Below are 17,544 nucleotides of genomic sequence, written 5' to 3' on the forward strand. Positions count from 1 at the left end.
GTTCCTACTTGGCCGCCGGGGTGAGGGACGCGATGAGGTCCTCGATCCGGACCTTGATGTCGTCGCGGATGGGGCGGACGGCGGCGACGCCCTGGCCGGCAGGGTCTTCGAGTTCCCAGTCCTCGTAGCGCTTGCCAGGGAAGATCGGGCAGGTGTCGCCGCAGCCCATCGTGATGACGACGTCGGATTCCTTGACGGCCTCGGTGGTGAGGACCTTGGGGATTTCGGCGGACATGTCGATGCCGAGTTCGGCCATGGCCTCGACGGCGGCCGGGTTGACCTTTTCGGCGGGCTGCGACCCGGCCGAGCGGACCTCGATCCGGCCCTCCCCGAGGGTGGTGAGGAAGGCGGCGGCCATCTGCGAGCGGCCGGCGTTGTGCACGCAGACAAACAGGACGGACGGCTTCTTGGCGGTTTCGGTGCTCACAGTGTTTCTCCTGGAATCAGTGGATGTGGGTCGGTGTGTGATGGGGCTGTCGTCCCCGCACCCGGTCTGCTGCCTGAACATTGATGTTTGTCGATGCATGAAGTATCAAGCACTAAATCGATGTTTGTCAATATTTCGGATGCCGGGTGTGGTCTTGGGTTCAGGCTGCGTGCAGGCGGGGTGCGAGATCGCTGATGCGGCGGGCAATGTCAGCGAAGGCGCCTTCGAAGGCGGCGTCGGTGTTCAGCCGGAGCGGATCCGGGACGGACCAGTGGATGCCTCCCGGATTGGGGATTTCCTCGTGGGCGTTGTCGCACACGGTCACGACGAAGTCCTCGGCATGCGCCACCTCGTCCAGCCGGCGCGGGGGCTTATCTGCCAGATCCACGCCGTGCCGCCGGGCGACGTCGATGGCCCCGCGCGCGATGTGGTCCGCGGGATGCGTTCCCGCCGACGCCGCGGGGACTGTGCTGACCTGCTGCCAGAGGGCGGAGGCCAGTTGGGAACGTGCGCTGTTGCGTGTGCAGACGAACAATACGCGCCGGGCTCCGTGTTCAGGCCGTGGCGCCAGGCCTTCCAGGGCGCCGGGGGCGAGTCTGATGTAGCTGCGGCGTTTATCCGCCTCCGAGCGGTGCCGGGTCGCCATGCCGGCTGCTTCGAGCGAGCGCAGGTGGTGCGAGAGGAGGTTCGACGGCATCCCGAGCTCGGCCTGCAGCTCCGTCGGGGAGAAGTCGCCCAGCGTGAGCAGGTCGACAATGCGCAGCCGCGCAGGATCGGCAAGGGCTGCATGCTTGGCTACCCGCGCCCGGAAACCTTGCGCTGTCTCAATGTTCATTGATTCAATTTTGACTGAGTTAATTCTTTGGGTCAAGCTGTTGCCATGACTTCCAACCAACCGCCGTTGTGGCGCCGCGCCGTCGCTGAACTGCTCGGCACCAGCCTGCTCGTGACCGTCGTCGTCGGTTCCGGGATTGCCGCCCAGCAACTTTCCCCCAATGACGTAGGCCTGCAGTTGCTCCAGAACAGCACCGCCACCGTATTGGGACTGACGGTTCTGATTCTCGTGCTCGGTCCCGTCAGCGGCGCACACTTCAACCCTGCGGTCTCCGCTGCGGACTGGCTCCTGGGCCGGCGCAGCGGGACCGGAATGACCCTGCCCGAACTGGGAACTTATGTCGTGGCCCAGACCGTTGGGGCAGTCGGCGGCAGCGTGGTCGCGAACGCCATGTTTGAGGTGGGCACCTCCATCTCCGCCAAGGAACGTACAACGTCGGGTCATCTGCTGGCCGAGGTCATCGCCACTGCCGGTCTGATCCTGCTGATCTTCGCCCTCGCCGCCACCAAGCGGGGTGCCCTCGCCGCTCCGGCCGTGGGGGCCTACATCGGGGCGGCGTACTGGTTTACGTCGTCGACGTCGTTCGCGAACCCGGCGGTGACCGTCGGACGGATCTTCAGCGACACCTTCGCCGGCATTGCGCCGGTCTCCGTTCCTGCCTTCATCCTCGCGCAGCTCCTGGGCGCGGCCGTAGGACTTGGCTTGCTCCTCGTCCTGTTCCCCTCCGCCGCCCGCGCCGCGGACGAAGCAGTTCTCCCGCACGGTTCAGAACCCGCCAAGGCATAACGTTCGAAACCCACTGAGTGCCTATATTGATGATTGTCAATGTCGCGGCATAATAGTTCTATGAACCTGATGCCTGTCATCGAAGCCACGGAAGAATCCTGCTGCGCCCCGGCGGGATCGCCTGCCCTCGGCGTCGAGGAGGCGAGGCAGAAGGCCCTGATATTCAAGGCGCTGGCAGATCCGAATCGGCTGCGGCTGCTTTCCATCGTCAAAGCCGAAGCGTCCGGGGAATCCTGTGTCTGCGACCTCACCGAGCCGCTGGACCTGGGCCAGCCCACCGTCTCCCATCACTTGAAGATCCTGGTGGACGCCGGCCTGCTGCACCGCGAGAAGCGCGGCACCTGGGCCTACTACTCGCTCGTCCCCGGCGCCCTGGAGCAAACGGCCGGCCTGCTCGCGTCCCTGTGAGCCAGAGCTCGGTGTCCGACGTCGTCGTCCGGCCGATGCGGGAATCCGATTGGCCCCGGGTCTGTCGGATCTATGCGGAGGGCATCGCTACGGGCCAGGCCACGTTCGAGGTCGAGCCGCCTGATTGGCGCCGTTTCCACGCTTCGCGGCTTGCCAACCACCGGTTGGTGGCGCAGGCGCCCGACGTCGGGATTCTCGGCTGGGCGGCGGCCTCCGCAGTTTCCGGCCGCCCGGCCTACGCCGGCGTCGTGGAACACTCCATCTACGTTTCCGAGGCGGCCCGCGGACGGCGGATCGGGTCGCTCCTCCTCCGGTCCCTGATCGCCTCGACCGAGGAAGATGGCATTTGGACCATTCAGGCCAGCGTCTTTCCGGAAAACGAGCACAGCCTGAGACTGCACCTCGCCCACGGGTTCAGGGTTGTGGGGCGGCGGGAAAGAATCGCTCGGATGGCCCACGGTCCTGCGGCAGGCCGTTGGAGGGACACTGTCCTGATCGAGCGGCGCTCGCAGGTCCTTTAGTTCTTGCGGTGCCAGCACGGCGGCGTCCAAGGTGGTCCTGTCAGCTGTCGACGCGACAGCAACTAAGGAGGGCGCCATGAATGCCGAGACCCCCACCACCGAGGCCCGGCTGCTCGCAATGCTGGAGAACATCAGGACGGCGGTGGCCAACACGCGCCAGACGATGGATTCATCGGGCGACGAGAACTGGGTGCAGGACGGCGAGTCGGATGCCGAGTACCTGCGGTCGATCCAACGGGACACGCTCGCCAGGCTGGACGCCACTGCACGGGAGGTCGAAGCGCTGCTGGCCGAACGCCGGGATTTCTGAACGGGTCACACAGCCCGGGCCGCACGCGGTGCCGGGGCTGGGGTCAACGTCACGCGGGCTGGGAACCCCGGTCCGGAGACCGGGGTTCCCAGTGTGCGCAAGGGGGGACTTGAACCCCCACGCCCGAAGGCACAGGAACCTAAATCCTGCGTGTCTGCCAATTTCACCACTCGCGCGCGGCGCCGTCGTCCGCAGGTCCCGCAGGACCCCGACGGCGGATGCCAGACATCATTCTACATTCGGCTCAGCCGTGCGGCGCCCGAGGAAACGCGGCCGCCGGCTAGGCGTCGAGTTTCAGGTCGCGTCGTAGCTTGGCGACGTGGCCCGTGGCGCGCACGTTGTACTGGGCCAGCGTGACCTTGCCGTCGGGGCCGACCACCACGGTGGAACGGATGAGCCCGTCGTAGGTTCGGCCGTAGTTCTTTTTCTCGCCCCACGCCGCATACGCCTCGGCTACCGCATGGTCCGGATCGGAGAGCAACGGGAAGCTGAGTCCCTCGGCCGCCGCGAAATCGGCAAGCTTCTCGACGGGGTCGGGGGAGATGCCCACAACCTCGTAGCCTGCCCCCTGGAGGGCGGCGAGGGAATCGCGGAAGTCGCAGGCCTGCTTCGTGCACCCGGGCGTGGCCGCGGCCGGGTAGAAATAGACCACCGTGTTTCGGCCGCGGAAGTCCCGCAGGCCGACGTCGTGTCCGGCCGCGTCCTGCAGTCGGAAGTCGGGCGCGTCGTCCCCGGGGACAAGTCGTTCAGGCATGTTCTTCTCCTTGACAAAATTGCGGATTTCCAGCCTAGTGAGCGCGGGGGCGGGCGGCGAATCGTACAGTCGTTATACTCTTTGGTATGCCTGATATGGATCGCTGGCCCACTGGCCGCCTACTGTCCACGGCAGCACGCCTTGTAGAACACGCCTGGAACGAGAAGCTCGGGGCCATCGGCCTTACCCACGCCGGGGTGATCGCGATGGAAGTGCTCTCCGCCCAAGGACCCATGACCCAAGCGCAACTGGCGCAGCTCGTCCGGGTCCAGGCCCAGACCATGGGCAAAACGTTGAGTCGGCTCGAAGCGCACGGCCACATCTCGCGGGAGCGTAGCGCCTCCGACCGCCGCAGCCATGTGGTCACGCTGACCGACCGCGGACGCGAAGCCGTTGCCGCCGCCGCGGACATGGAGCGCTCAGTGCTGGCTGCCGCGTCGATCGACCCGGATTCCCTCCGGCACGAACTTCAGTCCGTGGTCCGTGAGCTGGCGAACCGGATCACCACGACGGAGGCAACTGCCCTCGTGATCGCGGATCCGTCGGTCCCCGCCGAGGCGAACCACGTCAATTAGGCCCCCGGCCTCCGGGCGAGCCGTACGCCGTCGAATAGTCACCCTGCGGTGGGCGGACTGACCGTGTCATGACCCGCTCGCGAAGGCCGCCTCGCATAAGGTTTTCCTATGGAAACGGCGCCGCCACCCGAACTGGACGGGCAGACCTCGATCAACGAGCTGCTTGATGAGCCCGTCGGGGCGGCGCCGCTCCAGCTCGCGCTTCCCATTCACATCCAGTTGGCCGCGGCCGGCCACCGCTAGCCGCGGTTCCCGGGGCGGCCGGAGCTGCCGGGTTGCCAGCTGCCGGGCGAAAGTCCGCTGAAATCCCGCGGCCCCCTCGGCGCGGAACGTAGGATAGCTAGGATGAGAACGCGTAGGAGTGCCATAGCCGGCACAGCCCTGACCGCCCTCGCCCTGGCCGCCGGCCTTACTGTCGCGGCTCCTGCCGCCGCGGAGCCCTGCGGGCCGGTGGTGGTGGATCCCCTGGGACTGTGCCAGGAGCCGTCCACCCCGAGCGCGAAGCCCTCCAATACTCCTAAGCCGTCACGGACCGCCCCGCCTGGGCCCTCGGCACCTCCGGCGGCGCCCCCTCCCGCGGTTCCCCCGGCCCCCGGCCCGAGTGGGTCGGAGACGCCCCCGGCCACCGCAGTCCAGGAGTCGCCGGCAGGCACCGCCACCGCTCCGGCGGCACCGCCCGCCCCGTCCTCCACCGGCACGACGACGGCGACGCCGGCTCCCTCGACGCTTCCGGCTGTACAGACGGCCGACGCCGCCGCCGGCCCCCGGGCCGCCGGGGCTGAAACCAGTGCCGGCGCCGTACTGCTCGCCCTGGGCGGGCTGCTGATGACGGCCTCCGCGGCCCTTGGACTCAGCCGGCGCCGCGACCGCCTTCCCTGAGCCGACAGGGTCTCAGGGTGCCACGCCGAAATGCCCCACCCGGCCGGGATGGAGGGTACTATCCGGCACATGGACGGCATCGCTGAGCTGGCCCAACGCATGGCCGGCACGTACCTGCAGTTGCGGGACGCTCGACGGTGAACGCCCGCACGAAGCACCGGTGGCGTACGGCTTGTTGGGCTGCGCTGGTCGTGGCGTCCGTGGCGCTGACCTTAGCCGGGCTGGCGGGCACCTTCACCTTGCTCAGCTACCCGGAGTTCGAGGAGCGCACCGGTCCGGGGCACGGGATGATCTTCGCCGGCGCCCTGCTGTCTGCCGCTGCCGCCGTCTGGACCCGGCTGCGCGGCCACGGCTGGCCGGTCGTGTTCTGCGTCGCCGCCCCGGTGCTCGTGGGCTGGGCCGATTTCGCCGTCGACCGCGGCCTGCTGCCCCATCTGGCCGGCCTGTTTGCCGTCCCTGCGGCCGTGGGCGGGCTGCTGTCCGGCCTGCCGCCCGCCACGCCGCCGGCCGCGCAGGAAGGGCAGCGGAGCCGGAGATGATGAAACAGTCCCCGGAGACATGGGGGAAACTGGACGCTACTGACAAACAGTCGACCAACAGGGAAAGTAGGAAACACCATGACGCTGAAAGAGCGACTGAAAGAAGACGTTGTCGCTTACATGAAGGCCGGCAACAAGACCGCGCTGACGACCGTCCGGAACGTCCTGGGTGAGATCAGCACCCGCGAAAAGTCCGGCAAGACCCCGGTCGAACTCGACGACACCCAGGTGACGTCGCTGCTGCAGAAGGAAGCCGCCAAGCGCCGCGATACCGCCCGGATCTACACCGAGGCCGGCGAAACCGGCCGCGCCGCAGCCGAGGTCGCCGAAGCCGAGATCATCGAGGAGTACCTGCCGAAGGCGCTCACCCGGGACGAGGTCGAAGCCATCGTCGACGAGGCCATCACCGCGCTCAAGGCTGACGGCCAGGAACTGTCCATGCGCTCCATCGGCGCAGTGATGAAGCCGGTCACCGCCAAGGTCGCCGGTCGCTTCGACGGCAAGCAGGTCAGCGAGATGGTCCGCGGCCGCCTCGGCTAGCTACGCGTCGTTGCCCGCCAGGCAAAGAGCCCATAAATATCCGCCAAGAATCACAACAGAAAACCCCGCCCTGCATGCTTTTCAGCGAATCAGGACGGGGTTTCTCTCTGTGGTGCACCCCCCGGGACTCGAACCCGGAACCCATTGATTAAGAGTCAATTGCTCTGCCAGTTGAGCTAGAGGTGCAGCTGTTGTTTTCGTTCCCCTCGGGCTTTTTATTTCCCGCGGTGTTCTCCGCAACGACATGAAACTCTACACGAGTTTTGGTGCCGTGTGAAATCGGGATGGGCACCCCGGGGTGAGGTTAGCCACCGAGGCTTAAAACCAGCGCAAAATCGGGGTTTTGGCCGTTGCTGAGGACCCAGAGGCGGCCGTCCGGGGCCAGGGCAACGTCGCGGATCCGGCCGTACTCTCCTGTGAAATAGGCCACAGGATCCCCGGCAAATTCGCCCCGCAGCGGAACGGCCCAGAGCCGCTGGCCCCGGAGTGCCCCGAGGTAGGCCGTGTCGCCGACGATTTCGAGGCCGCTCGGGGAGGACGATGCCGTCGAGGGCCACACCACCTTGGCATCCAGGAACCCCTCGCGGTGCGGAGCGCCGGTCACCTCGGGCCAGCCGTAGTTGCCTCCGGGGACGATCAGGTTCAGCTCGTCGTCCACGTCCGGGCCGAACTCGCTCGCCCAGAGCCGCCCCGCGCTGTCCCAGGCGAGGCCCTGGACGTTGCGGTGCCCCAGGCTGTAGACGGGGTTACTGCCGAAAGGGTTTCCCGGGGCGGGTTTTCCCTCGGGCGTGAGGCGGAGGATCTTGCCGCCGAGTGCGTTCCGGTCCTGTGGCTGGACTCGGCGTTGGGAGTCGCCGGTGCCGACGTAGAGCTGGCCGTCCGGGCCGAAGCGGATCCGGCCGCCGTTGTGCGTGGACGCTTTGGGAATCCCGGTAAAGATGACCTCGGCGGCCCCGAGTCCCAGCCGCGCCCCGGTTCCCTCAAGCCGGAAGCGCGCGATCCGGTTGTCTCCCGGGGCCGTGAAATAGGCATACAGGTACCGGTCTTCCGCGAAGGCCGGGGACAGTGCCAGCCCCAGCAGGCCGCCTTCGCCGCCGGGGACGACGTCGGGCACCCTGCCCAGGGTGGCAGCAGGACCGCCGTCGCCGGATGGTACGAACTTCAGCAGCGCGCTGTCCCGTTCCGAGATGACGGCGGTGCCGTCCGGCAGGAAAACCGTCGACCAGGGCAGCGTCAGCCCCGCGTCGACGCGGCGGTCAAGCTGCGGGGTCGCCGTCCCGGCCGGGCTGGTGGCGGCTGGGCTGCCGGGAGGCGGGGGAGCGGTGGTGCTGCTGGTGCAGCCGGCCGTCGCGAGCACCAGAGCAGCCGCCGCCAAGGCGGCACGCAGTGTCGGCGGCCGGTGCACGGCTAGGGCCGCGAGCGGCGCGGCGGCCGGAAGCCTGCCGCTTCGGCGTGGGCCGCGGACAGGAACCAGACCTCCGCCCGGGTTTCTTCATAGGAGGGGCTGGTCTCGTCGTGGTAAATCATCGAAGAGGCATTCCCCTTGACGGTGAAGCCGTCGGGCCCGCTGCCGTCCGCGGCCGGCATCGCCGAGCCCTCGCCGTAGGGCTGTTCCGCCGCGAGGTGCCCCGCCGGCGCCGCGGTGTGGCTAGCGAAGCCCTCGGCGGCGGCTGCGGAGGAGGCAGCCTGCATCGTCTCTGCCTCGGCGACGTCGGCGGCCTCGGCGGCTGCCGATTCCGCTCCGGGAAGGGTGGGGGCATGCTGTTCGGTGTACTCGGGATGGTGCACGGGGGTGTGCCCGGCCGGCTGCTCCGGCCCCGCAGCGCCGGCCGGGGCCACCATGTCCTCGGAACCGCTCCCGGTGGCGGCGTGGTCGTGGTGGGCGTGGTCGTGGTGGGCGGCGGCGTGCGTCTCAGCCGGCGGCGTTTCCGACCACTGGGTCTCCCAGTCCGCATTGTCTGCGCCGGCCTCCTGCGCGGGCGCAGCGGCCCCTGGCGCAGTAGCCGCCGGCGCATCCGCCGAAGACGCACCAGTCGAGGGAGCACTTGCTGCCAGGTCGTCGTCGGCGGTGGTGGGCGGCTCCGGCTCGGCGTTGCTAAAACCTGCCGCGGACGGAATCCCGGTGGTGGCGGCCGCGGCCGCCGATGCGGCGGCGGACCCGCCGGACAGGGCTCCGTCGTGGCCTACCCTGCCCGGGGTGGCTTGCGGCGCGGCGGCGGATCCGGCCCCCGTGGAAGTCGAGGTTCCGGCTCCGCTGCGGGAACTGTTGCGGTTTAACAGCCACCACACGACGCCGACAATCACCACGATGACGATGAGCCAGATAATCCAATCCATGGCCGAATCCTTCTGTCCAGGCGGCAGGGTTGCCGTTGCTTGACGTTACGTCCGGCCCAACGCGGCTGTCCAGCATTCCGGACCCGCCGCGTGTAGCCTCGCTGCATGGACTTCAAGCGACTGCGGATCCTTCGCGAACTGGCGGACCGCGGCACGGTGGGGGCCACCGCCGATGCCTTGCGGGTGACGCCCTCGGCCGTCTCGCAGCAGCTCAAGACCCTGCAGGAGGAGCTTGGCGTCGTCCTCGTGGAAAAGTCAGGCAGGGGAGTGCGGCTGACCGAGGCGGGCCTGGCCATGGCCGGCGCGGCGGCGGAGGTGGCCACGGCCATGGCCCGCGCCGAGGCCACCATCGACACCTACCGGCTCGGCTGGCAGACCCGGATCAAGGCGGCGTTCTTTCCCAGCGCCGCGGAGATGTTCCTGCCCGGCCTCCTGCACCGGGTAAAGGAGATTGAAGGGCTCCGGTTTGAGGCGCACTTCGAGGACCCCGGCGTGGCCGGCTTTGCCGCCCTGGCCGCCGACTACGACATCGTCCTGGCGCACAGCGTCGACGGGCCCGAGGTGTTCGCCCGCCAGGGCCTCCAGGTGATCCCCCTGCTCGACGAGCCGCTCGATGTGGCGGTTCCGGCTGGCCACGCCCTGGCCGGCAAGGCGACGCTCAGCGCCGAAGACGTGGTCGGCTTTCCCTGGATGGGGGTGCCCGACGGTTTCCCCTTTGACACCGTGCTGCGCCAGATCGAAACCCAGGCCGATTCCCCGGCACTGCGGGCGCAGCTGTTCCCGGACCTCCGCGTCCTGGAGGCGCTGGTCAGCGCCGGGCACGGGCTCAGCCTGCTGCCGCGCTATACCGCGCTGAAGAACCAGGGCAGAGGGTTCGTGCTCCGCCCGCTCCGCGGCGTCAAGGCCAGCCGCAGCATCGTGGCCCTGGCCCGCCCCGAAGCCGCCGCCCGGACCACCATCCGGGAGGTGCTGGCGATGCTCAAGGCCGAGGCCCAGGCCGTCGCCGAGGCGCCGGAATTGCGTGATGCGGCCCACAGAGGCTGAACCGTGCCGAGGCCCGAGCGGGCGTAGAGTCCACTGGATGAGACGAGCGTCCACTATTCGGGCGAAATATTCCCGGTTTTGCGCTTAATGAGCCATTCCGGCTCGTTGCCGCCGATGCCGGAGCCCTAGACTTTCACCCATGAGTGAGGACACCCAAACAGCGACAGCCACCACACCGGACATCAAACCCCGCAGCCGGGTCGTCACCGATGGAATCCACGCCGCGCCCGCGCGCGGGATGTTCCGGGCGGTCGGCATGGGCGACGACGACTTCGCCAAGCCCCAGATCGGCGTGGCAAGTTCCTGGAACGAAATCACTCCCTGCAACCTCTCCCTGAACCGGCTCGCCCAGGGCGCCAAGGAAGGCGTCCACGCCGGCGGCGGGTTTCCGATGCAGTTCGGCACCATCTCCGTCTCCGACGGCATCTCCATGGGCCACGAAGGCATGCACTTCTCCCTGGTCTCCCGCGAAGTCATCGCCGACTCCGTTGAAACGGTCATGCAGGCCGAGCGGATCGACGGCTCCGTGCTGTTGGCCGGCTGTGACAAGTCCCTGCCCGGCATGCTGATGGCGGCCGCCAGGCTGGACCTTGCGAGCGTGTTCCTCTACGCCGGCTCGATCATGCCCGGCTGGGTCAAGCTCGAGGACGGCTCCGAAAAGGAGGTCACCCTGATTGACGCCTTCGAGGCCGTGGGCGCCTGCGCCGCGGGCAAGATGAGCATGGAGGACCTGACCCGGATCGAAAAGGCCATTTGCCCGGGCGAAGGCGCCTGCGGCGGCATGTACACGGCCAACACCATGGCCTGCATCGGCGAGGCACTGGGCATGTCCCTGCCCGGCTCGGCCGCGCCGCCCTCGGCGGACCGCCGCCGCGACGACTTCGCGCGCAAGTCCGGCGAAGCCGTCGTGAACCTGCTGCGCAAGGGCATCACCGCCCGCGACATCATGACCAAAAAGGCCTTCGAAAACGCGATCGCCGTGACCATGGCCTTCGGCGGCTCCACCAACGCCGTGCTGCACCTGCTTGCCATCGCCCGCGAGGCCGAGGTCGAGCTGACCCTGGACGACTTCAACCGCATCGGCGACAAGATCCCGCACCTGGGCGACCTCAAGCCGTTCGGCCGTTACGTTATGACCGACGTCGACAAGATCGGCGGCGTGCCGGTCATCATGCGCGCGCTGCTCGACGCCGGACTGCTGCACGGCGACTGCCTTACCGTCACCGGCAAGACCGTCGCGGAAAACCTGGCCGCGATCAACCCGCCGGACCTGGACGGCAAGATCCTCCGCGCCATGGACAACCCGATCCACAAGACCGGCGGCATCACCATCCTGCACGGCACGATGGCCCCCGAGGGCGCCGTCGTGAAGAGCGCCGGCTTCGACGCCGACGTCTTCGAGGGCACCGCGCGCGTCTTCGAGCGCGAACAGGGCGCCCTGGACGCGCTCGACAAGGGCCAGATCAAGGCCGGCGACGTCGTCGTGATCCGCTACGAGGGCCCCAAGGGCGGTCCGGGCATGCGCGAGATGCTCGCCATCACCGGCGCCATCAAGGGCGCCGGCCTCGGCAAGGACGTGCTGCTGCTCACCGACGGCCGCTTCTCCGGCGGGACGACGGGCCTTTGCATCGGCCACGTCGCCCCGGAAGCCGTCGACGGCGGTCCCATCGCGTTCGTCAAGGACGGCGACCGCATCCGGGTGGACATCGCAGCCCGCAGCTTCGACCTCCTGGTCGAGCCCGCTGAGCTCGAGGCCCGCAAGGTCGGCTGGGAGCCGCTGCCGGCCAAGTTCACCAAGGGTGTGCTCGCCAAGTACGCCAAGCTCGTCCACAGCGCCTCCACCGGCGCCTACTGCGGGTGATACCTTCCCCAAGGACACGGCGCGGGCGCCGTGTCCTTGGGCCCTCGGTATTCCCCTTATTAAAGTCCTGCCGCCGAAGGCGGACGGGTCACCAAGGGAATTGGGGGAACAGTTCAAAAAGTGGACACCGTTGTCCACATCGTGAGACAGGGCCTTGGCTCGTTGACAGCTGTCTCACGCAGAGGGAAAACTGAACGCATGACCGCAATCGTTACCACCGGCCGCGTTGCAGGCGAGAGTGCTGCAGATGTATCCGTCGTCCTTACCAAGCGCGTGGCTCCATAGCCTCCACTGGTAACGAACCGTCACGCGCAAACCCCTCGAAGAGCCGCCAAGGCTGAGGGGTTTTTTTATTACCCACAGTTCCACGATCACAGAAGATCCACCAAAGGAAGAGTCCGATGAGCAAAGGATCGCCGATCAGCCCCTCGCTGATGGCCACAAAGTCCGCTGGAGCCCCCAAGGCTCCGGAACGCATCGAACGCCCGGCCGACGCCGGCGTCGAGCATGCTGCTGCCTCTCCCGTCCTTGGGCCGAACAACGTCGTACCCCCGACGGTGATGACCGGCTCGCAAGCAATCGTCCGCGCGCTCGAAGAACTCGGCGTCGAGGATATTTTCGGTTTGCCCGGTGGCGCGATCCTGCCCACCTATGACCCCTTGATGGCCTCCAAAATGAACCACATTCTGGTCCGTCACGAACAGGGAGCCGGCCACGCAGCGCAAGGCTATGCCATGGTCACCGGACGGGTCGGCGTCTGTATCGCCACCTCTGGCCCCGGTGCCACCAACCTCGTTACCGCCATCATGGACGCCCACATGGACTCCGTGCCGATGGTGGCCATCACCGGCCAGGTCTCCAGCGGTGTCATCGGCACCGACGCTTTCCAGGAAGCGGACATCGTCGGCATCACCATGCCGATCACCAAGCACTCCTTCCTGGTCACCGACCCCAACGACATCCCGCACGTGATGGCCGAGGCGTTCCACCTGGCCTCGACCGGCCGTCCCGGCCCCGTCCTCGTGGACGTGGCCAAGGATGCCCAGCAGGGCCAGATGACGTTCTCCTGGCCGCCCAAGGTCGACCTCCCGGGTTACCGGCCGGTGCTCCGCGGCCACAGCAAGCAGGTCCGTGAGGCCGCCCGGCTGATCGCGGCCGCCAGCAAGCCCGTGCTCTATGTCGGCGGCGGTGTGGTCAAGGCCCACGCGTCAGCCGAGCTGCGGGAACTGGCCGAGCTTTCCGGCGCCCCGGTGGTTACCACGCTGATGGCGCGGGGTGTCTTCCCGGACTCGCACCCGCAACACGTGGGCATGCCCGGCATGCACGGCACGGTCTCCGCCGTGACCGCGCTGCAGCAATCGGACCTGCTGATCACCCTGGGTGCGCGCTTCGATGACCGGGTCACCGGCATCCTGAAGTCCTTCGCCCCGAACGCGAAGGTCATCCACGCGGACATCGACCCGGCCGAAATCTCCAAGAACCGCACCGCGGACGTGCCGATCGTCGGTTCGGTGAAGGAGATCATTCCGGAGCTCAGCGAGGCCCTGCGCCAGCAGTTGGAAACCTCCGGCACCCCGGACCTGGCCAATTGGTGGGCTTTCCTGAACAACCTCAAGGAGACCTACCCGCTCGGCTGGACCGAACCCGAGGACGGACTCAGCGCCCCGCAGCGCGTGATCGAGCGGATCGGTGCCCTCACCGGGCCCGAGGGCGTCTACGTCGCCGGCGTCGGCCAGCACCAGATGTGGGCCTCGCAGTTCATCAAGTACGAACGCCCGCACGCCTGGCTGAACTCCGGCGGCGCCGGCACCATGGGCTACGCCGTTCCGGCCGCCATGGGCGCCAAGGTGGGGGAGCCGGACCGTGTGGTCTGGGCGATCGACGGGGACGGCTGCTTCCAGATGACCAACCAGGAACTGGCCACCTGCGCGATCAACAAGATCCCGATCAAGGTCGCGGTGATCAACAACTCCTCCCTGGGTATGGTGCGCCAGTGGCAGACCCTCTTCTACGAGGGCCGCTACTCCAACACCGACCTCAACACCGGCCACGACACCGTCCGGATCCCGGACTTCGTCAAGCTGGCAGACGCCTACGGCTGCGCCGCGTTCCGTTGCGAACGCGACGAGGACATCGACGCCACCATCCAGAAGGCCCTGGAGATCAACGACCGCCCGGTGGTCATCGACTTTGTCGTGAGCCCGAACTCCATGGTGTGGCCGATGGTCCCCGCCGGGGTCAGCAACGACCAGATCCAGGTTGCCCGCAACATGACCCCGGACTGGGAAGAAGAGGACTGAACATGACCCGCCACACACTCTCCGTTCTGGTCGAAGACAAGCCCGGTGTGCTGACCCGCGTCGCCAGCCTCTTCGCCCGCCGCGCCTTCAACATCAACTCCCTGGCCGTCGGACCCACCGAGGTTCCGGGCATCTCCCGGATGACGGTCGTCGTCGACGCCGACGGCGAGCTGATCGAACAGGTCACCAAGCAGCTGAACAAGCTGATCAACGTGATCAAGATCGTCGAACTCACCCCCGAATCCTCCGTGCAGCGCGACCACATCCTGGTCAAGGTGCGTGCGGATGCCGCAACCCGGCTGCAGGTCACCCAGGCAGCCGACCTCTTCCGCGCTTCAGTGGTCGACGTCTCCACAGAGTCGGTCGTCATCGAAGGCACGGGCCACCCGGACAAGCTCGCGGCACTGCTTTCGGTGCTGGAGCCCTTCGGCGTCCGCGAAATCGTGCAGTCCGGCACCCTGGCCGTCGGCCGCGGGTCCCGCTCCATGAGCGACCGGGCCCTGCGTTCCGCCTAGGCGGCGCGCCGGACCCTCAGCACCACCGTTCCACCAACGAATTTTCCCAGCCAACACCAAAGAATCCATTCAAAGGAGACACCCCAGTGACTGAAATGTTCTACGACGACGACGCCGACCTGTCGATCATCCAGGGCCGCACCGTCGCCGTCATCGGTTACGGCTCCCAGGGCCACGCCCACGCCCTCAGCCTGCGCGATTCCGGTGTTGACGTCCGCGTCGGCCTGAAGGAAGACTCCAAGTCCCGCGCCAAGGCCGAGGCCGAGGGCCTGCGTGTGCTCAACGTCGCCGACGCCGTGGCCGAAGCCGACCTGATCATGATCCTCACCCCGGACCAGGTCCAGCGCCACGTCTACGCCGAGGACATCGCCCCGAACCTGCAGGCCGGCGACGCCCTGTTCTTCGGACACGGCTTCAACATCCGCTACGCCTACATCAAGCCGCCGGCCGACGTCGACGTCGCACTGGTCGCCCCGAAGGGACCGGGCCACATCGTGCGCCGCGAGTTTGAAGCCGGCCGCGGCGTGCCGGACCTGATCGCCGTCGAGCAGAACGCGTCCGGCAAGGCCAAGGAGCTGGCCCTGTCCTACGCCAAGGCAATCGGCGGCACCCGCGCCGGCGTCATCGAGACCACCTTCACCGAAGAGACCGAAACCGACCTCTTCGGCGAGCAGGCCGTGCTCTGCGGCGGCGCATCGCAGCTGATCATGTACGGCTTCGAGACCCTCACCGAGGCCGGCTACAAGCCCGAGGTGGCCTACTTCGAGGTGCTTCACGAGCTCAAGCTGATCGTCGACCTGATGGTCGAGGGCGGCATCGCCAAGCAGCGCTGGAGCGTCTCGGACACGGCGGAATACGGCGACTACGTCTCCGGCCCGCGCGTCATCACCCCCGAGGTGAAAGAAAACATGAAGGCCGTCCTGAAGGACATCCAGGACGGCACCTTCGCCAAGCGCTTCATCGACGACCAGGACGCCGGCGCCCCCGAGTTCAAGGCCCTGCGCAAGAAGGGCGAAGACCACCCGATCGAGGCCACCGGCCGCGAACTGCGCAAGCTGTTCTCCTGGATCAAGAACGAAGACGACTACACCGAAGGATCAGTAGCCCGCTAGGCACTGCCCGGCCGCGGGTGGGCGGGGGTATTCTTTCGGCTGCTGCGCTCGTTCCTCACGCAACAACGCCAGCCTTCAAGAACACCCCAGCCCACCCCGCAGTTCGGCACGGCCGTCCGCCACCCAACGTTCTAAAATCCCCACCTGATACACAAGAGAGCTAAAGAGGTCACCGGTGACAAGCACCAAACCTGTTGTACTCCTCGCTGAGGAACTTTCGCCCGCCACAGTCGAGGCCCTCGGCCCGGACTTTGAAATCCGCCAGACCGACGGCGCCGACCGTTCCCAGCTGCTCTCCGCGATCTCCGACGTCGACGCGATCCTGATCCGGTCCGCCACCCAGCTCGACGCCGAGGCGATCGCCGCCGCGAAGAACCTCAAGGTGATCGCCCGCGCCGGCGTTGGCCTGGACAACGTGGACATCAAGGCCGCCACCCAGGCCGGCGTGATGGTGGTCAACGCCCCGACGTCGAACATCGTCTCCGCCGCCGAACTCACGGTCGGCCACATCCTCAGCCTGGCCCGCCACATCCCGCAGGCATCCGCCGCGCTCAAGGACGGCGAGTGGAAGCGCTCCAAGTACACCGGCACCGAGCTGTTCGAGAAGAAGATCGGCATCATCGGCCTCGGCCGGATCGGCGCCCTCGTCGCGGCCCGGCTGAAGGGTTTCGACACCAAGATCCTCGCGTACGACCCGTACATCACCTCGGCCCGCGCCGCGCAGCTCGGCGTGCAGCTGGTGACCCTGGACGAGCTGCTGGCGCAGTCCGACTTCATCACCATCCACATGCCCAAGACGCCCGAGACCGTCGGCATGCTCGGCGAGGACGCCTTCAAGAAGATGAAGAGCACCGCCTACGTCGTCAACGTGGCCCGCGGCGGCCTGGTGGACGAGGAGGCCCTCTACGCGGCGCTGGAGTCCGGCCAGATCGCCGGCGCCGGCGTGGACGTCTTCGTCAAGGAACCCAGCACCGACCTGCCCTTCTTCAAGCTCGACAACGTTGTGGTCACCCCGCACCTGGGCGCCTCCACCGACGAGGCCCAGGAAAAGGCCGGCGTCTCCGTGGCCAAGTCCGTCCGCCAGGCCCTGGCCGGCGAACTGGTCCCCGACGCCGTCAACGTCGCCGGCGGCGTAATCGCCCCGGATGTGCGCCCCGGCATCCCGCTGATCGAGAAGCTAGGCCGGATCTTCACCGCCATGACGCACGCTTCGCTCACGCAGTTCGACGTCGAGGTGGCCGGCGAGATCTCCTCGCTGGATGTCAAGGTCCTCGAACTCGCCGCGCTCAAGGGCATCTTCGCCGACGTCGTGACCGAGCAGGTCTCCTACGTCAATGCCCCCGTGATCGCCGAGCAGCGCGGCATCAACGTCCGGCTCATCACCACCCCGGACACGGAGTCCTACCGCAACGTCCTGACCCTGCGAGGGGCCCTGAGCGACGGCACCCAGATCTCGGTGGCGGGGACCTTGACGGGACCCAAGCAGGTCCAGAAACTCGTCGGAATCAACGGCTTCGAGGTTGAAATCCCGATCAGCGAGCACCTCGTGGTGGTGGCCTACTCGGACCGCCCGGGCGTGATCGGCACCATCGGCCACATCCTGGGAATGAACAACATCAACATCGCCGGTATGCAGGTGGCGCGGCAGACGGAGGGCGGCCAGGTGCTCGCACTCCTGACCATCGACAGCTCCGTGCCGCAGCAGGTGCTGGACGCGATCAAGGCCGGAATCGGCGCCGAAATGGTCCGCGAAGTCGACCTCGAGGACTAATGCCCCACGTCGGACGCCTGCGGCGGCAAC

The 17,544-nt window shown here is 67.5% G+C and carries 20 protein-coding genes and 2 tRNA genes; 15 read left to right on the forward strand and 7 right to left on the reverse strand.

Annotated elements, in window-relative coordinates:
* Positions 1 to 4: 4 nt before the first annotated feature.
* Together AC6I9V_RS14835 and AC6I9V_RS14840 are read right to left on the reverse strand one after the other, a co-directional pair.
* Positions 5 to 427 carry an arsenate reductase ArsC gene (locus AC6I9V_RS14835; protein WP_497899970.1) on the reverse strand — a complete coding sequence of 141 codons (423 nt, stop codon included), beginning with the start codon at positions 425 to 427 and terminating at the stop codon, positions 5 to 7.
* Positions 428 to 587: 160 nt separating this feature from the next.
* Positions 588 to 1,262 (reverse strand): arsenate reductase/protein-tyrosine-phosphatase family protein, encoded by a 675-nt coding sequence (locus tag AC6I9V_RS14840; protein WP_497899971.1) that lies wholly within the window; start codon positions 1,260 to 1,262, stop codon positions 588 to 590.
* A gap of 45 nt (positions 1,263 to 1,307) precedes the next feature.
* Here AC6I9V_RS14840 and AC6I9V_RS14845 point away from each other — a divergent pair, with 45 nt between their 5' ends.
* From AC6I9V_RS14845 to AC6I9V_RS14860, 4 genes are all read left to right on the forward strand, one after another.
* Entirely contained in the window at positions 1,308 to 2,048 is a 741-nt protein-coding gene (locus AC6I9V_RS14845) for an aquaporin (RefSeq protein WP_497899972.1), read from the forward strand.
* A gap of 60 nt (positions 2,049 to 2,108) precedes the next feature.
* Positions 2,109 to 2,456: an ArsR/SmtB family transcription factor gene (locus AC6I9V_RS14850; RefSeq protein WP_497899973.1), complete on the forward strand. Its 348-nt coding sequence runs from the start codon at positions 2,109 to 2,111 to the stop codon at positions 2,454 to 2,456.
* A 35-nt stretch (positions 2,457 to 2,491) separates the two neighbouring features.
* Entirely contained in the window at positions 2,492 to 2,977 is a 486-nt protein-coding gene (locus AC6I9V_RS14855; protein ID WP_497900325.1) for a GNAT family N-acetyltransferase, read from the forward strand.
* A 76-nt stretch (positions 2,978 to 3,053) separates the two neighbouring features.
* Positions 3,054 to 3,287, forward strand: a complete 234-nt coding sequence (locus tag AC6I9V_RS14860; protein WP_497899974.1) for a hypothetical protein — start codon at positions 3,054 to 3,056, stop codon at positions 3,285 to 3,287.
* A gap of 94 nt (positions 3,288 to 3,381) precedes the next feature.
* On the opposite strand, the gene AC6I9V_RS14865 is transcribed toward AC6I9V_RS14860, so the two are convergent.
* Both AC6I9V_RS14865 and bcp read right to left on the reverse strand, forming a co-directional pair.
* A tRNA-Leu gene (locus AC6I9V_RS14865) sits at positions 3,382 to 3,463 on the reverse strand.
* A 104-nt stretch (positions 3,464 to 3,567) separates the two neighbouring features.
* Positions 3,568 to 4,041, reverse strand: coding sequence for a thioredoxin-dependent thiol peroxidase (bcp, locus tag AC6I9V_RS14870; protein WP_497899975.1), 474 nt, complete (start codon positions 4,039 to 4,041; stop codon positions 3,568 to 3,570).
* A gap of 95 nt (positions 4,042 to 4,136) precedes the next feature.
* Here bcp and AC6I9V_RS14875 point away from each other — a divergent pair, with 95 nt between their 5' ends.
* The 5 genes from AC6I9V_RS14875 to AC6I9V_RS14895 all read left to right on the forward strand — a co-directional run bounded on the left by AC6I9V_RS14875 (position 4,137) and on the right by AC6I9V_RS14895 (position 6,574).
* Positions 4,137 to 4,616 carry a MarR family winged helix-turn-helix transcriptional regulator gene (locus tag AC6I9V_RS14875; protein ID WP_349411603.1) on the forward strand — a complete coding sequence of 160 codons (480 nt, stop codon included), beginning with the start codon at positions 4,137 to 4,139 and terminating at the stop codon, positions 4,614 to 4,616.
* Between the two features lie 108 nt (positions 4,617 to 4,724).
* The gene (locus tag AC6I9V_RS14880) at positions 4,725 to 4,859 is read left to right on the forward strand and encodes a hypothetical protein (protein ID WP_497899976.1); all 135 of its coding nucleotides are present in this window, start codon (positions 4,725 to 4,727) and stop codon (positions 4,857 to 4,859) included.
* 102 nt (positions 4,860 to 4,961) lie between these two features.
* Positions 4,962 to 5,495: a hypothetical protein gene (locus AC6I9V_RS14885; protein WP_497899977.1), complete on the forward strand. Its 534-nt coding sequence runs from the start codon at positions 4,962 to 4,964 to the stop codon at positions 5,493 to 5,495.
* Positions 5,496 to 5,695: 200 nt separating this feature from the next.
* Positions 5,696 to 6,034 (forward strand): hypothetical protein, encoded by a 339-nt coding sequence (locus tag AC6I9V_RS14890; RefSeq protein WP_497899978.1) that lies wholly within the window; start codon positions 5,696 to 5,698, stop codon positions 6,032 to 6,034.
* A gap of 78 nt (positions 6,035 to 6,112) precedes the next feature.
* On the forward strand, positions 6,113 to 6,574 hold the full coding sequence (locus AC6I9V_RS14895) for a GatB/YqeY domain-containing protein (RefSeq protein ID WP_497899979.1): 462 nt from the start codon (positions 6,113 to 6,115) through the stop codon (positions 6,572 to 6,574).
* Positions 6,575 to 6,684: 110 nt separating this feature from the next.
* Here the strand turns inward: AC6I9V_RS14895 and AC6I9V_RS14900 are convergent.
* The 3 genes from AC6I9V_RS14900 to AC6I9V_RS14910 all read right to left on the reverse strand — a co-directional run bounded on the left by AC6I9V_RS14900 (position 6,685) and on the right by AC6I9V_RS14910 (position 8,911).
* Positions 6,685 to 6,760 (reverse strand) — tRNA-Lys (locus AC6I9V_RS14900).
* 118 nt (positions 6,761 to 6,878) lie between these two features.
* Entirely contained in the window at positions 6,879 to 7,949 is a 1,071-nt protein-coding gene (locus tag AC6I9V_RS14905) for a PQQ-dependent sugar dehydrogenase (RefSeq protein ID WP_497899980.1), read from the reverse strand.
* Between the two features lie 32 nt (positions 7,950 to 7,981).
* Entirely contained in the window at positions 7,982 to 8,911 is a 930-nt protein-coding gene (locus AC6I9V_RS14910) for a sunset domain-containing protein (RefSeq protein ID WP_497899981.1), read from the reverse strand.
* 105 nt (positions 8,912 to 9,016) lie between these two features.
* Between AC6I9V_RS14910 and AC6I9V_RS14915 the strand changes: the two genes are divergently transcribed.
* The 6 genes from AC6I9V_RS14915 (at position 9,017) to serA (ending at position 17,514) form a co-directional block, all read left to right on the forward strand.
* Positions 9,017 to 9,955, forward strand: a complete 939-nt coding sequence (locus tag AC6I9V_RS14915; protein WP_497899982.1) for a LysR family transcriptional regulator — start codon at positions 9,017 to 9,019, stop codon at positions 9,953 to 9,955.
* Between the two features lie 139 nt (positions 9,956 to 10,094).
* Complete coding sequence (gene ilvD, locus AC6I9V_RS14920; RefSeq protein ID WP_497899983.1) at positions 10,095 to 11,816, forward strand: dihydroxy-acid dehydratase; 1,722 nt, start codon at positions 10,095 to 10,097, stop codon at positions 11,814 to 11,816.
* Between the two features lie 401 nt (positions 11,817 to 12,217).
* Positions 12,218 to 14,116, forward strand: coding sequence for an acetolactate synthase large subunit (locus AC6I9V_RS14925; RefSeq protein WP_497899984.1), 1,899 nt, complete (start codon positions 12,218 to 12,220; stop codon positions 14,114 to 14,116).
* A gap of 2 nt (positions 14,117 to 14,118) precedes the next feature.
* Positions 14,119 to 14,631 carry an acetolactate synthase small subunit gene (gene ilvN / locus AC6I9V_RS14930; RefSeq protein WP_497899985.1) on the forward strand — a complete coding sequence of 171 codons (513 nt, stop codon included), beginning with the start codon at positions 14,119 to 14,121 and terminating at the stop codon, positions 14,629 to 14,631.
* 86 nt (positions 14,632 to 14,717) lie between these two features.
* Positions 14,718 to 15,743: a ketol-acid reductoisomerase gene (gene ilvC / locus AC6I9V_RS14935; RefSeq protein WP_497899986.1), complete on the forward strand. Its 1,026-nt coding sequence runs from the start codon at positions 14,718 to 14,720 to the stop codon at positions 15,741 to 15,743.
* Between the two features lie 175 nt (positions 15,744 to 15,918).
* The gene (gene serA, locus AC6I9V_RS14940) at positions 15,919 to 17,514 is read left to right on the forward strand and encodes a phosphoglycerate dehydrogenase (RefSeq protein ID WP_497899987.1); all 1,596 of its coding nucleotides are present in this window, start codon (positions 15,919 to 15,921) and stop codon (positions 17,512 to 17,514) included.
* Positions 17,515 to 17,544 lie beyond the last annotated feature (30 nt).

The sequence above is a fragment of the Arthrobacter sp. SlRoot2-15 genome (assembly GCF_059739345.1).

Bases quoted from the DNA above. Each gene is read 5' to 3' on its own strand.
- AC6I9V_RS14840 (WP_497899971.1), bottom strand. From the start codon at position 1,262: ATGAACATTGAGACAGCGCAAGGTTTCCGGGCGCGGGTAGCCAAGCAT.
- AC6I9V_RS14845 (WP_497899972.1), top strand. From the start codon at position 1,308: ATGACTTCCAACCAACCGCCGTTGTGGCGCCGCGCCGTCGCTGAACTG.
- AC6I9V_RS14850 (WP_497899973.1), top strand. From the start codon at position 2,109: ATGAACCTGATGCCTGTCATCGAAGCCACGGAAGAATCCTGCTGCGCC.
- AC6I9V_RS14855 (WP_497900325.1), top strand. From the start codon at position 2,492: ATGCGGGAATCCGATTGGCCCCGGGTCTGTCGGATCTATGCGGAGGGC.
- AC6I9V_RS14860 (WP_497899974.1), top strand. From the start codon at position 3,054: ATGAATGCCGAGACCCCCACCACCGAGGCCCGGCTGCTCGCAATGCTG.
- bcp (WP_497899975.1), bottom strand. From the start codon at position 4,041: ATGCCTGAACGACTTGTCCCCGGGGACGACGCGCCCGACTTCCGACTG.
- AC6I9V_RS14875 (WP_349411603.1), top strand. From the start codon at position 4,137: ATGGATCGCTGGCCCACTGGCCGCCTACTGTCCACGGCAGCACGCCTT.
- AC6I9V_RS14880 (WP_497899976.1), top strand. From the start codon at position 4,725: ATGGAAACGGCGCCGCCACCCGAACTGGACGGGCAGACCTCGATCAAC.
- AC6I9V_RS14885 (WP_497899977.1), top strand. From the start codon at position 4,962: ATGAGAACGCGTAGGAGTGCCATAGCCGGCACAGCCCTGACCGCCCTC.
- AC6I9V_RS14895 (WP_497899979.1), top strand. From the start codon at position 6,113: ATGACGCTGAAAGAGCGACTGAAAGAAGACGTTGTCGCTTACATGAAG.
- AC6I9V_RS14910 (WP_497899981.1), bottom strand. From the start codon at position 8,911: ATGGATTGGATTATCTGGCTCATCGTCATCGTGGTGATTGTCGGCGTC.
- AC6I9V_RS14915 (WP_497899982.1), top strand. From the start codon at position 9,017: ATGGACTTCAAGCGACTGCGGATCCTTCGCGAACTGGCGGACCGCGGC.
- ilvD (WP_497899983.1), top strand. From the start codon at position 10,095: ATGAGTGAGGACACCCAAACAGCGACAGCCACCACACCGGACATCAAA.
- AC6I9V_RS14925 (WP_497899984.1), top strand. From the start codon at position 12,218: ATGAGCAAAGGATCGCCGATCAGCCCCTCGCTGATGGCCACAAAGTCC.
- ilvN (WP_497899985.1), top strand. From the start codon at position 14,119: ATGACCCGCCACACACTCTCCGTTCTGGTCGAAGACAAGCCCGGTGTG.